This window comes from Streptomyces sp. NPDC034103, from assembly GCF_055575395.1.
Genome location: NZ_JBVISS010000009.1, coordinates 277701 through 289214 on the forward strand (window position 1 = coordinate 277701; position 11514 = coordinate 289214).

The 11514-nt window shown below is 71.9% G+C and carries 9 protein-coding genes; 4 read left to right on the forward strand and 5 right to left on the reverse strand.

Annotated features, from left to right (window positions below; translation table 11 throughout):
* Window positions 1-61: 61 nt before the first annotated feature.
* Window positions 62-865, forward strand: coding sequence for a helix-turn-helix domain-containing protein (locus ACZ56U_RS21955; RefSeq protein WP_469085677.1), 804 nt, complete (start codon window positions 62-64; stop codon window positions 863-865).
* Window positions 862-1065 carry a DUF397 domain-containing protein gene (locus ACZ56U_RS21960; RefSeq protein ID WP_469085678.1) on the forward strand — a complete coding sequence of 68 codons (204 nt, stop codon included), beginning with the start codon at window positions 862-864 and terminating at the stop codon, window positions 1063-1065. Before ACZ56U_RS21955 ends, ACZ56U_RS21960 begins: the two co-directional genes overlap by 4 nt.
* On the opposite strand, the gene ACZ56U_RS21965 is transcribed toward ACZ56U_RS21960, so the two are convergent.
* From ACZ56U_RS21965 to ACZ56U_RS21980, 4 genes are all read right to left on the reverse strand, one after another.
* Window positions 1025-4195 carry an NACHT domain-containing protein gene (locus ACZ56U_RS21965; protein WP_469085679.1) on the reverse strand — a complete coding sequence of 1057 codons (3171 nt, stop codon included), beginning with the start codon at window positions 4193-4195 and terminating at the stop codon, window positions 1025-1027. The two genes, ACZ56U_RS21960 and ACZ56U_RS21965, sit on opposite strands and share 41 nt — an antisense overlap.
* The gene (locus ACZ56U_RS21970; RefSeq protein ID WP_469085680.1) at window positions 4192-4530 is read right to left on the reverse strand and encodes a trypco2 family protein; all 339 of its coding nucleotides are present in this window, start codon (window positions 4528-4530) and stop codon (window positions 4192-4194) included. The genes ACZ56U_RS21965 and ACZ56U_RS21970 overlap by 4 nt, the downstream gene beginning before the upstream one ends.
* A 141-nt stretch (window positions 4531-4671) precedes the next feature.
* On the reverse strand, window positions 4672-5322 hold the full coding sequence (locus ACZ56U_RS21975) for a DUF4360 domain-containing protein (RefSeq protein ID WP_469085681.1): 651 nt from the start codon (window positions 5320-5322) through the stop codon (window positions 4672-4674).
* Window positions 5323-5465: 143 nt separating this feature from the next.
* Entirely contained in the window at window positions 5466-5924 is a 459-nt protein-coding gene (locus tag ACZ56U_RS21980; protein WP_469085682.1) for an RrF2 family transcriptional regulator, read from the reverse strand.
* Between the two features lie 94 nt (window positions 5925-6018).
* On the opposite strand from ACZ56U_RS21980, the gene ACZ56U_RS21985 reads away from it, so the two are divergent.
* Window positions 6019-8829, forward strand: a complete 2811-nt coding sequence (locus tag ACZ56U_RS21985) for a beta-galactosidase (RefSeq protein WP_469085683.1) — start codon at window positions 6019-6021, stop codon at window positions 8827-8829.
* Between the two features lie 61 nt (window positions 8830-8890).
* Window positions 8891-9970: a hypothetical protein gene (locus ACZ56U_RS21990; protein ID WP_469085684.1), complete on the forward strand. Its 1080-nt coding sequence runs from the start codon at window positions 8891-8893 to the stop codon at window positions 9968-9970.
* 19 nt (window positions 9971-9989) lie between these two features.
* Here ACZ56U_RS21990 and arfA read toward each other — a convergent pair whose 3' ends face one another.
* The gene (gene arfA, locus ACZ56U_RS21995) at window positions 9990-11510 is read right to left on the reverse strand and encodes an arabinosylfuranosidase ArfA (RefSeq protein WP_469085685.1); all 1521 of its coding nucleotides are present in this window, start codon (window positions 11508-11510) and stop codon (window positions 9990-9992) included.
* Window positions 11511-11514 lie beyond the last annotated feature (4 nt).

Here is an 11514-nt window from a genome sequence, read left to right on the forward strand (position 1 = left end):
GGTCACGGGGTGGACAGTACGCGTCACAGGCCGTAACCCTGGGCTCGGGAGGTGACCGACTGTGGTCGATGAGCCGGAGGCGTCGGACAGCTTGAGGACGTTCGGTGCGGTGCACCAGGCTCTGCGGGAGCACGCCGGGATGAGCAGGGAGGCGTACGCCGATCTGGTGCGGTTCTCCAAACACACGGTGGCGTCGGTGGAGTTGGGGAGGCGGATGCCGGACCCCACATATGTGGAGCGAGCCGAGGAGGTGCTGGGGAACACGGGCGCGCTGCGGAGGGCGTTGCCTACGTTGGCTCGGCAGCCGGGGTTGGCGGCCTGGTTCCGGCGGTGGGCTCGGTTGGAGCGGGTGGCGATCACTCTCTGCACCTACGAATGCCGCATGATCCCCGGGCTGTTGCAGACGGAGGCGTACGCACGGAGCCTGTTCGCCGGGCAGTTGCCGCCGTTGGACGACGCTCAGATCGAGGAGCGGTGGTCCGCGCGCGCCGACCGCCAGAAGCTGCTGCGGGAGCGGCCCAATACCGCCTTCAGCTTCATCCTGGAGGAGCACCTGCTCCTGCGGCCGAGCGTCACGGGCGAGGTCATCGAACAGGTCCTGGCAATCGGGGAGTTGCGCAACGTCGAGATCCAGATCATGCCGCAGTCCCGAGGGGCGCACGCTGGCCTCGCCGGTCCCATGCAGTTACTGGAAACCCCCGAGAACCAGCGGTTCGCGTACAACGAAGGCCAACGAGGAGGCCTGTTCGTCAGCGACCCGAAAGAGATCAGCGTGCTCCAGATGCGGTATGCCAGGATGCGTTCACAGGCTCTCTCCCTCGAAGACTCCGTGGGCCTGCTCGAACGGATGCGAGGAGCACTATGACCGGCGACACACTGCCCTGGTTCACGTCGAGTTACAGCAGCAGCGGCGACGGCGACTGCGTCGAGGTCGCCCTCACCCCCGCCACCGTCCACGTCCGTGACTCCAAGAACCGGCCCGGTCCCCGACTGGCCGTCTCCCCCGTCGCCTGGGCCGACTTCCTCACATGCGCAGCCGGTCACCGAAGGCCTCCGCGCCCTTGATGACCGCCTTTCTCGGCATGGAGTGCCACAGGTCGATCCGTAGTCCGGGCATGTCGTGCAGGGGGCTGAGGTCGAGGTGGCCCCCTCCGATCAGCTCCAGTCCCAGTCGTCGCAGGTTGGGGAACACGCGGCTCAACAGCCCGATGTCGGTGTAGTACTCCAGGCCGGTGATCATCAGCTTCTGGATGTGCGGGAAGGGGACCAGCGACCGCAGTGCCGAGATCGTGTCGACGGCCAGCCCGATCCCGGTGAGCTTGGGGGCGTGGTACACCGCCTCCAGGATCCAGGCGGGGCTGTGGGTGTACCCCTCGACCGTCAGGGACCGCAGCTCCGGCCAGGACCGCAGGTAGTCGAGCCGTCGGAGATGCTCGGCGTCGATCTCCAGGCGGCTCACCTTCGGATGCGGTTCGAGGTCCAGGGCGGTGCCGCCTCCGATCACCCGGAGTCTCACCAGGTCGAGTTGGCGCAGCACGGACACGTCGCGCAGGGCGGCGCAGTCCTGTAGTTCGAGCACGCGCAGGTCCTTGCGGCTGTGCAGGAAGCGGATGCCGCGCAGGTCGCCGTTGCCCCAGAGCGTGAGTGACTCCAGGCGCCGCACCGGGAGGTGCTCGTCGAGTCGCCGGGCACCGTAGGAGCCCCGCACCGTCAGTTTCCTGACGGACCCGAGCCTGGGCAGCCGTTCGAGCTGCGCGTCCCTGTCGACGAACAGATCGTGGAGGTCGGCTCCTTCGAGGACCTCGGCGGTGTACTCCTCCGTCGGCTGGAGGTCCCAGCCCTTGGCCACCTCGCTGCGGATCTCCGGTGACCAGAAGAACGCGCACTGCCGCAGCTTCCGCCGGGACCTGGGGCTGCGGATCCGCGTCAGGAGCCGCACGGTGTTCAGGGCCGCGCGTTCTCTCAGCTGCCGTCCGTCCGGCAGCACGCCGACGATCCAGTCGCCCAGGCCGGCCAGATCCTCGACCTCCCCGTCGTCCCGGGGCGGCATGAGGGCGTCCACGCGTCCCTTCACCGTCTCCATCAGCGTCTGGTCCAGGGTCTGCACACTGATCGCGCAGCGCGCCGCCAGGACGTGCAGCCGGTATCGCCCCGTCCTGTCCTCCTCGGCGTCCCCGAGGGCCACGAGGTGGTGGATGAGGCGGTAGGCGTCCGGGCGGGCCGCGTGGCCGGCCGCCAGCACGATCACGTCCTGCCAGGTCTCGTCGAGCGCGTGCTGGTCGAGTTCCCGGAGATATCCGCTCTCGTGGAACTCCTTGGCGGCCAGGAAGTCCTGGAAGGTGCGGTGGATGAACTGGATCGCGGTGTCCGACCGCTCCTGGAGCAGCCCGCTGCGGTCGAGGAGGAAGCGCAGCACCCGCTCCGGCGGGCCCTGTTCCTCGACGTGGGGCATGTCCCGCAGGGCGGAGGCGAGTTGCTTGACCGCCTCGGTGTGCGTCATCTGCTGCTGTCCGGTGCGCACCAGCCAGATCGCCAGCCGCTGGAGGAGGGTGTGCTGGGCGACGGAGTCCAGCCGGAGGTGGTCGGCGTGCCGGACCCCCCGCCCGGCGTCGCGTCCGCCGAGGAGCATGGCGAGGGCGGCCTGGTAGAGCTGCCAGCGGGTGGTGGGCAGCAAGCCTCTCCGGCGCCGGTGCAGGGCGCAGATCACGGCACACAGCAACGGGGTGCGGGCGAGGTCGCGCAGTGCGGTGTTGCGGTCCAGCTGGTGGGCCAGGTCCTGTTCCAGGGAGGCGAGGAGGTCGTCGTCGGTGTGACCGCACTCGATACGGGCGGCGGCGTGCCAGGCCTCGATGAAGGCGTGGACGTCGGCGTCGTTCATGGGAAGCAGGGTCAGCTCGGCGAAGCGCTCCGCCTGGAGCCAGTTCTTCGCCACCGCGTTGGGGCGCACCGTGGCCAGGCAGCGCGTGCCGGGATAGCGGTCGAGGAGCGTGGCGAGCCAGCGCCGGGCCTCGTCCCGCTCCGGCTCCGGGACCTCGTCCAGGCCGTCCACCAGGAGGAAGCCGCGGCGCGCCGCCAGTACGCGTTGCGCCCAGCCCTCGGGCTGGCCGTCCGTGATCGCGCGGCCGGCGGTGAGCAGTTCGGAGGGCAGGGGGAAACGGCCGCCGCGCGCGTGGACCTCACGCAGCGGGACGACGAAGGGGACGAGCCCGTTGAGGTCGGTGAGGGCGTCGTCCAGGGTGCCGTTGGCGGCATGGGCGGCGAGCCACCAGACCAGGGTCGTCTTGCCGGCGCCCGCCTCGCCGCGCAGCAGGGCGCGGGGGCGGTCGGCCAGCAGGGTCTCGATGCGCTGGGGGCCCCACAGCGGGCGGGTCCCTTGCGCACCGGAGGCGGTCCCGGGGGCCTCGGCGGTCAGGCTGAGATAGGCGGTGTCCAGGTCCCACCGGGACTCGCTGCGCCCCAGTTCCTCGATCCCGAAGATCTCCGTCCGGCGGTACTGGGAACTGAGGTCCTTCGCGTACCGGGCCTCGAAGCGCTCGTCCTCGGGATGGACCTCGGTGATCTCCTCCGGCCAGGTCCCGGGCAGCTTCAGCGAGCTGCGTTCGAGGATCTCCCGCAGGGGCGCGCCCTCGATCCGCAGATGCCGGCGCCCCTGGGGCACCTGTGTGACCACGCCGAGCAGCACGGGTCCGGCGAAGACCGGGGCGCCGGACAGCCCTTGCAGGGGGGAGGTGCCGCCCTCCCGCTCGGCGGCGGCCGGCTGGTCGAGCTCGCAGGTCAGGGCGCCCTTGATCCGCCCGGCCATCGGGAGCACGCTCACCCGGTACTGGTCGTACTCCAGGTCCTCGCCGAGCGCGCCGTAGCGCTGGATCCGCGGGAACCCGACGATCTCGCAGTGCGGCAGCGCGGTGCCGGTGGCGACCTCACCGATCCTCAGGCGGCCCATGGGTGCCGCCCGCCCGGCGCTGATCACGTCGGTCGCGGCGGTCAGCACGGCCGCGTCGAGCGACTCGCCCGCCCAGGTCACATGGCAGGGCACCGGCTTGCCCGACGAGGGATGCACCACCTCGACGTACTTGCTGTCCGCCACCACGTGCCACGCCGTCAGCACCCGCCGCCGGTCCAGCAGCACCCCGCTCCCCTGACCGTCGTCGCCGCGCACCACGACCGCCCGGCCCAGGGCCCTTCCGCCGATCACCGGCCGTCGTCACCCGCGCCGAACCGGCCGACGCTTCCCCGGCTGTCGCCGCGCACCTTCCACGGCTGCCCGGTCCGGCGGTCCAGGGCCCGCAGCGTGACGGTCACCCGGTGCGCGCGGGTCGTGCCGCCGCTCCCGTCCGCGCCGGCCTCGACGACCCAGGCCTTCACCTTGGCGCCGCCCCTGGCCTCCTTGCGCAGTTCGACGCCGAATTCCAGCTCGATGTCGCCCACCTCGAAGGCCAGATCATGGCCGGTGGAACGGGCCGCCGCGGTGATCAGTTCGTCTCGCACGGCCTGCACGGCGTCGGCCAGCTCGATCCGGTTGTCGGTCATGGGCCCACGCTAGAGAAGAAACGGGGCGCCGGACTTCAAAACGTGACTACTCCGTACTCGGCGACCACCGTCACCCGCACCCCCCTCGCCCGCCTCCCCGGGTCCCCGCCGCCGACCGCGGGGACCCGGGGAGCGCTGTCGCTACGACTCCGGGCACTCCTTCCACGCCATGTGGTACACCGTGCTGATGTCACCGTCCGTCGAGTCCATGGTCATGAAGCTCACCTTGTTCGCGGACGTCGTCCCCGCGTTGACCCGGATCTCGGTGTTGATGTTGAAGTTGCGCTGAACCCCGCAGGGCGCCCAGACGAGTTGGGCCCATTCCGTGCTGTCGGTGGCCTGCCAGTTGTCGTTGAGCGGGCCGCTGAAGGGGTGGCTCTTGAACGCCGTCTGCGAGGAGCCCTGGAAGTAGTACGAGGCTCTCTGGGTGGCGCTCGCCCCGGGCTGGAGCGCGGCGAAGCCGCGGTAGTCCGCGCTGGCGACGGCGTACGTGAAGCCCTGCGGGACATGGACGATCAGGTTGAGCTGACAGTTCCTGCGGAAGGCGGTCGGGTCCGAACCGCCGCCCGCCTGGGCGAGGTAGTCGCTGTAGGTCACCGTGAAGGCCGTGTTGTCCTCGGAGACGGCGACCGCGGTCGTGCCCTGTGGGCAGCCCGAGCCGTTCACCGTGGCGACCTTGATGACGATCTTGTCCGGCGGCGGGTCCTCGAATCCGTCGGACGGGCCCTGTGCGGGCAGTGCGGTGGTGAGCAGAGCGGCGAGGGCGCCGCCCAGCAGGAGTCCACCAGCCATGGTCTCTCCCTGAGGGGTTGGGGGGTGGTTGTCGCACCCCGGACCGTAGGGAGCCGCACGCCTCGCGGACAGGAGGAACTCCAGCCATTCACACCTGCGCTTTTCACATTTCCTTCACAGGAACGGGATCGCCGCGGGGAGCGTCAGGGGTTCTCCCACGCGGCCGGTTCCGCCGCCAGCGCCTGGACCGGCTCCGGCAGCGCGTCCGCCGCGATGTCGGCGACGGTCACGCCCTCCAGGATGCGGCGCACATTGGCGCGCAGCGCGATCCACAGCGGCAGCAGCGGCTGCGCGGAGCCGGTGTAGGAGAGCTTGTTGGGGCGTTCGCCGCGCACCGAGACGATCGGGCCGTCCACAGCCCTGATCACGTCGGCGACCGTGATCAGGGCCGGGTCACGGGCCAACCGGTAACCGCCGTTGCCGCCGCGCCGGCTGTCGACCACGCCACCGCGCCGCAGGTCGCCGAGGATCCCCTCCAGGAACTTGTGCGGGATGTCCTGAGCGGCGGCGATGGCCTCCGCCTTGACCGACCCGTCACCCTGTCGCACGGCGAGCTCCAGTACCGCTCTGACCGCGTAGTCCGCCCGTGCCGAGATCCTCATGCCTCCCATTGTGAGGCGTGCCCCTCACGGCGTGGAGAATGGTCCCTCACTCGCGTCCCCGGGAAACGCAGGCACAACAGGAGGCGACGCTCGCGTGGAGCTCAGCAGACGTACATTCAGCGCCCTGGCCGGCACGACCGCGCTCGGCCTGGCGCTGTCCGGCAGTGGCGGCACGCTGCCGTCCTCCGCCACGCCCGGGCCCACGCCCACGGGGCCGCCGCCGAGCCCGCCCGCCGCGGACGGCAGAGCGCACACCGTCGCTCTCGACCGCTACTCCCTGCTCGTCGACGGCCGTCGGCTGGTCCTGTGGTCCGGCGAGATGCACCCTTTCCGGCTGCCGAGCCCGTCGCTGTGGCGGGACGTGCTGCAGAAGATGCGCGCCCACGGCCACAACGCGGTGAGCGTCCCCGTGGCCTGGAACCACCACTCCCCCGCGCCCGGCACCTACGACTTCACCGGCGTGCGCGACCTGGACCTGTTCCTGCGCACGGCCGCCGAGACCGGTCTGTACGTGATCCTGCGCCCGGGCCCGTACATCGGCGCCGACGTGGACGCGGGCGGCCTGCCCGGCTGGCTGACGGCGACCGGGGGCCGGGCCCGCACCACCGACCCGGCCTATCTGGCGCACGCGGACGCGTGGTTGACGCGGGTGCACGCGATCGCCGCCCGGCACCAGTACACCAAGGGCACGGGCACGGTCCTGCTCCACCAGCTGGAGAGCGGCGTCGACACCGCCTACCTCTCCCATCTGCGCGCGAAGGCACGGGCGGACGGCATCGACGTCCCCCTCCTCCCGCACGGCCCGGGGCGTGCCGGCCGGCTGGTGGCCGACTCCTTCACGGCCGCGGACACGGCGGCGGTCCCGTGGGGCGGGGCGCCCTTCGACGGCAAGGGGTACGAGGAGGTGCGGCGGACCCGCAACGCGGCGTACGAGCGGCGCCGCCACCTCGCCGACCTCGCCGACGGGGTCACGCTGCACGAGGTCCCCATGGCCTTCGGCGGCACCTCCTGGGGCCGGCTGCCCGCACCGCAGGTCTACACGTCGTACGACCACGGGGCACCCCTGGACGAGGGGCGCCGGCAGACGGCCGCGCTCGCCCCGCTGCACCAGCTCGGTCATCTGCTGCGGCACATCCCCGACTTCGCGAAGCTGGACCGGGCGAGGCCGGTCGCGCCGCACGACGACCGGCTCACGGTGACCCACCTCACCAACCGCGACACCGGCTCCCACGTCTACGTCGTGCGCAACGACTCCGCCGAGGACGTCTCCACCCCGCTGCCGGACGCCGGCATCGAGGTCCCGGTGACCGTCCCGGCCCACGACGCCAAGCTCCTCACCACCCAAATGCGGCTCGGTGGACGGACGTTGCGGTACGCCACCGCCCAGCTCGCCATGTTCGTCGCCGCCGGGCGGCAGGACATCGCCGTCTTCTCCGGCCGGTACGGCGACATGGCCCAGGTCGTCCTGGAGTGCCCGGACGAGCCCACCGCGACCCGCCTGGACGCGGAACCGGCGTGGATCTACGACCGTGGCCTGCTGCGGGTGACCTGCCCGCTCGGCGTCGGCGAGCTGGCCCGCGTCAAGGTGGAGAACGGCGGCTCCGGCCGCCCGCTGCTGCTGCTGTTCGCCGACGAGGCGACCGCGCTGCGGCTGTGGCCCCGCGAGACACCGTCCGGGACGGTGCTGGTCTACGGCCCGTCGCTGGTCCGGGACGTCACCCTGAAGGACTCCACGGTCCAGGTCACCGGCGACACCACCAAGGTGACCGGTCTGGAGGTGTGGGGCCCGCGCGGCATCGGCCAGGTCACCTGGAACGGGCGCCCGGTGGCCTCCCGGATCAGCGCCACCAACAGCCTCCTCGCTCTCGCCCCGCTGGCCGGACAGGGCCCCGTGCCCCTGCCCGCACTGGACAAGGGCTGGCGCCGGCGCACCGAGAACCCCGAGTCCGAGCCCGACTTCGACGACTCGGCGTGGCAACGGGCCGACAAGAAACGCTCGTTCAGCACCACCCCGGTGCCCGAGGGCCGGCCCGTGCTCTTCGCGGACGACTACGGCTTCCACTACGGCGACGTCTGGTACCGCGCCCGCGTCACGGACCTCGCGGACGCCGAGTCGGTGTCCCTCGCCTACAGCACCGGCACCCAGGGCCTGTTGATGGCCTGGCTGGACGGCGAGCCGCTGGGCACCCACCGGATGCCGGTACCGGACAAGGGGACGGCCCGGAAGGGCACCTGGACGGACACGGCCGTCCTCGGCATCCCCGCGAAGCTCCGCGAGAAGGGGCGGGAGGAGCCGGACAAGGACACCTCGCACGTGCTGTCCGTCCTCGTCCGGCGGATGCAGCACGACCAGGACGACGAGGCCCGCGACACCCACAGGGCGGCCCGCGGCCTGACCGCGGTCACCTTCAAGGGGGCGTCCCCGAAGGCGAGATGGCGGATCCAGGGCGCGGCGGAGCCCGACCCGGTGCGTGGCGCCCTGAACGGCGGCGGACTGCACGGGGAGCGGGAGGGCTGGCACCTGCCCGGCTTCGACGACGGCGACTGGGAGAGCGTCGGGCTGCCGCGCGAGGACCGCCGCCAGGGCGTGACGTGGTACCGCACGACCTTCCGGCTGTCCGTCGACCCCGGCACCGACGCCTCGATCGCCCTCACCCTCGACGACGATCCGGAACGCGCCTACCGGGTGGACATCTTCCTCAACGGCTGGAACATGGGTCAGTACGTCAACGACGTCGGCCCGCAACACGCCTTCGTCCTGCCGAACGGCGTCCTGCGCACGCGGGGCGCCAACACCCTTGCTCTGGCCGTCCTTTCGGACGGCACCACGCAGGCGGGCCCGAAGGACGTCCGTCTGACACTGCTGGGGGCGACGGCGGGCGGGGTGCGCGTGCGCGACCTGTGAGGAGGGGAACCCTGTGCGAAGACGGCGTTTCTTGGGCGGCTTACTCGGCGCCGGGGCGGCGATGAGCATCGCCCCGGAGAGCAGTGGAGTCGCCCGGACCGCACCACCACCGGCCGCCGGCCCGCGGCAGACCGGCCCGCACGACTGGCAGACCGTCCCGGCCCCGGCGTGCGGCCCGGCCGCGCAGCTCCTCTCGGTCGCCGCCGCCGGCCCCGACCTCGCGTGGGCCGTCGGCGAGGAGGGCCGCAACGGCAGCACCCGCGGGACACCGCTCGCCCTGATCTGGGACGGCATCGCATGGACCCGCCTCGACCTCTCCCACCTCGCCCTCGGCCGCGGCCATCTGCGCGCGGTCGCCGGCTCGTACGGCGCCGCCTGGGCCGTCGCCACCGGCGCGGACGGCAAGACCAGACTGCTGCGCTGGGACGGGGCGACCTGGCAGGAGTCCGACTTCGCCGGACGGCCGGCGTACGGCACGGCCCTGACCGGTGTGGCACTGGCCGCCGACGACCGGGTCTGGCTCTCCGGCCGCACCAGCGACGGCAGCGTCCTCCTGACGGGCGACGGGGACGACTGGACCTGGGTGACCCCGCCCCCGAACCCGCCCACGAGCGCACCGGCAGGCCTGCGCATCGCCCCGGGCGGCGACGTCTGGGTGTACGACGCCGCGCTCGTCGCCCGCTGGGACGGCGAGAGCTGGACCGCGCTGCCCACCCCGGCCGGCCTGCGCCCGTACGTCACCGGACTGCTCCCGGTCACCCCGGACGACGTGTGGCTCACCGGCTACGACCACGGCGTCGGCGGCCCGCCCGGCAAGCCGCCGAGCGTCACCCTGCGGCACTGGGACGGCAGCGCCTGGAGCTACGCCACCACCCCGTTCACCGTCGGCATGCTCACCGCGATCGTCGCCGACGACCAGGGCGGCCCCGACCGCATCGCGGGCTGGGACTTCTGGGACCAGACCCGCGCGCACTACCTCCGGTGGTCGGACGGGGCCTGGGTGAGCGAGCGGGGGCCGCTGTCCACCACGCCGGTGCTGCCGATGGGGCTCGCGTCCGTCCCCGGTGCGGGCGGGTACTGGTCCGTCGGCACGAACTCGTCCTCGCCGTACCCACCCGCACAGGTGTCCATCGAGCGGTGAGGGGCTGGGTCCGGTCGGCCTAGGCCAGCCGGATCACGTTCCACGACAGCGGTTCGAGTACGGCGGTCAGGGTGCCGTCGCTCAGCACGGTGCCCTCGACCGCGTGCGGGGCGACCCGCTCGGGCTCGGCGAGGGTGTTGCGGGCGTCCGGGTCGGCGTCGGCGAGGGCGCTGTGCTCGACGACCGACGTCAGGTTCAGCCCGTTGAGGACGACTTCGAGGGGCAGCGGCTCGGTCCGGCCGCGGTTGACCGCGAACACCGTGACCGAGCCGTCCTCGCCGCGCACGGCCGTCGCGTGCAGCAGGTCGGCCTCGCCGTACTTCCTCGTCGCGTACGTCGGGGAGTCGACCCGGACGTCCAGGACCTCGCCGCGGCCGTACGTCGAGGCCTGGGCGAACGGGAAGAACGTCGTCTGGCGCCAGGCCGGGCCACCCGGCTCGGTCATGATCGGCGCGATGACGTTGACGAGCTGGGCGAGGCAGGCGACGGTGACGCGGTCGGCGTGCCGCAGCAGCGCGATCAGCAGCGAGCCGAAGACGACCGCGTCCATGACGCTGTAGTTGTCCTCCAGCAGGCGGGGCGCCTCCGGCCACTCGTCCTGCGCGAACTCCTTGGCGCGCGCCTCCCACTCGGGCAGGTACCAGACGTTCCACTCGTCGAAGGAGAGGTTGATCTTCTTCTTCGACTTCAGCCGGGCCCCGACGTGGTCGGCGGTCGCGACGACGTTCTCGATGAACGACTCCATGTCGACGGCCGAGGCCAGGAAGGAGTCGACGTCACCCTCCTCCGGCCAGTAGTAGGCGTGCAGGGAGATGTAGTCGACGAGGTCGTACGTCTCCTTCAGGACCGTCGCCTCCCACTCGGCGAAGGTCGGCATGGACTGGCTGGAGGAGCCACAGGCGACCAGCTCCACCTTCGGGTCCTGCTGGCGCATCGCGCGGGCCGTCTCGGCGGCGACCCGGCCGTACTCCTCCGCCGTCTTGTGGCCGGTCTGCCAGGGACCGTCCATCTCGTTGCCGAGGCACCACAGACGGATGCCGAAGGGGTCCTTGTCACCGTGCGCGGCACGGAGGTCGGAGAGCGCGGTGCCGCCGGAGTGGTTGGCGTACTCCTGGAGCTCCAGGGCCTCGGCGACTCCCCTCGTGCCCAGGTTCACGGCCATCATGGGCTCGGCCTGAGGGCCGACCTTGCGCAGGAAGTCGATGTACTCCGAGAGGCCGAAGCGGTTGGTCTCGGTGGAGTGCCAGGCGAGGTCGAGGCGGCGAGGACGGTCCGCGGCGGGGCCGACCGAGTCCTCCCACTTGTAGCCCGAGACGAAGTTGCCGCCGGGGTAGCGGACGGCGGTGACACCGAGTTCGCGGACGAGGTCCAGGACGTCCTGGCGCAGGCCCTTGTCGTCGGCGGTGGGGTGGTCCGGTTCGAAGATGCCGGTGTAGACGCAGCGCCCCAGGTGCTCGACGAAGGAGCCGAAGACACGGGGGTTCACCTCGCCGACCGTGAACGCGGGGTCGAGGGTGAAGCGGGCGGTGGACTTGCTCATGGCG

Bases quoted from the DNA above. Each gene is read 5' to 3' on its own strand.
- ACZ56U_RS21960 (WP_469085678.1), top strand. From the start codon at position 862: ATGACCGGCGACACACTGCCCTGGTTCACGTCGAGTTACAGCAGCAGC.
- ACZ56U_RS21970 (WP_469085680.1), bottom strand. From the start codon at position 4,530: ATGACCGACAACCGGATCGAGCTGGCCGACGCCGTGCAGGCCGTGCGA.
- ACZ56U_RS21975 (WP_469085681.1), bottom strand. From the start codon at position 5,322: ATGGCTGGTGGACTCCTGCTGGGCGGCGCCCTCGCCGCTCTGCTCACC.
- ACZ56U_RS21980 (WP_469085682.1), bottom strand. From the start codon at position 5,924: ATGAGGATCTCGGCACGGGCGGACTACGCGGTCAGAGCGGTACTGGAG.
- ACZ56U_RS21990 (WP_469085684.1), top strand. From the start codon at position 8,891: ATGAGCATCGCCCCGGAGAGCAGTGGAGTCGCCCGGACCGCACCACCA.
- arfA (WP_469085685.1), bottom strand. From the start codon at position 11,510: ATGAGCAAGTCCACCGCCCGCTTCACCCTCGACCCCGCGTTCACGGTC.